Raw genomic sequence first — 1,230 nt, forward strand, 5'->3', positions numbered from 1 at the left:
CATGTGTGGGCGGCAGAGGGGTGGGTATAGCTGCGGCTCAGCACGTCACGTGAGAGGGGGAAGTAACTGTGGTCCAACCCCAACTGTCCCAGGAGGGTGGCGGCCAGGTCACTTTGGTTACAGAGACGGTCAATGACCTTGTGTCCCTTGACTGCCCCACCCGTCCAGATGATGGGGATGTGCGAGCGGCGCGGATTGCTCTCTTCTATACCCACGGGATAGTTGATGCCGTGGTCAGGGAGGAGAATAACGAGGGTATTGCGCCAAGCGGGTGACTGCTTCAGACGGGCGATGAAATGGCCGATGCAATCGTCAAGGTAGGCCATGGCGTTGGCGCGTTCGTCCCCTTGGATGCGGTGGTAAGGCACCTTCCAAGGCTCATGACTGGAGAGGGTAAGACAGCCGATGTGCCAGGGACGGTCTGCGGGCTGGCGCAATACCTGGTGGTAGAGCGTGTCGAGTACAATGTGGTCAGTAACGCCCCAGGCATGGGTGCGGCGCACAGTGTGGGGAAAGTAGGTGTCGCCCAGTGCCTGCTCATAGCCCGTGGCAAGCAGGTAGCCGTGGGTGTTTGTAAAGTTAATGTCACCCCCATAGAGGAAGCGGGCACTGTATCCTGCGCTGCGTAGGGTGCGGGCTATGGAGGGCATCTTTTGCGTGAGCGAAGGCACCTTCATCACGCTCAGGTCGGGATAAGCCGGCCAGCCGCTCAGGGTGGTCAGTGTGCCTCGGTCGGTGCGGAAGGAATTGGCGTAACAATGCGTGAAGACTACGCCCTCCTCTGCCAAGCGGTTGAGATTGGGCGTGATGCGGGCATCGCTCAGGCTGTCAACAGCGTGAACCATGGTGCCGCCACAACCCTCCATGAGGATCAGCAAGATGTTGGGACGCCGGGTGGTGAGCAGGGTATCGCTATTGACCGAGCGGGTATTGAAATGAAGTGTAGAGAAACGACGGGCACGCTCGGCTTCGGGGTAAAAGTCAAAACTTTGGCTGTACTTGCGCGTCTTGAAGCTGGAGGAAACGAGGCTGAAGGCCGGATTGACTGCCGCGTGGTTGAGGAACTGGCGCTGGCTGTAATAGACCATGCCGACATTGGCCGTACTACGTCCCACGCCCCCGCGTATGCCCAGGAAGATGAGGCCAGCGGCCAAGAGCCAAACGCCGGTCCAGCAGATCTGGAAGCGGGTCTCTTCCTTCTGTCGTGGTAGGACGTAATGCAAGAGGGTA

1 protein-coding gene is annotated in these 1,230 nt (G+C 59.3%); it reads right to left on the minus strand.

Features of this window, described 5'->3' with window-relative positions; all coding sequences use genetic code 11:
- A partial coding sequence (locus tag Q4P78_RS08965; RefSeq protein WP_303340026.1) for an LTA synthase family protein occupies nucleotides 1-1,230 on the minus strand: 1,230 nt, incomplete at both ends.

It is taken from the genome of Rothia sp. (in: high G+C Gram-positive bacteria) (assembly GCF_030540545.1).
Taxonomy (GTDB): Bacteria; Actinomycetota; Actinomycetes; order Actinomycetales; family Micrococcaceae; genus Rothia.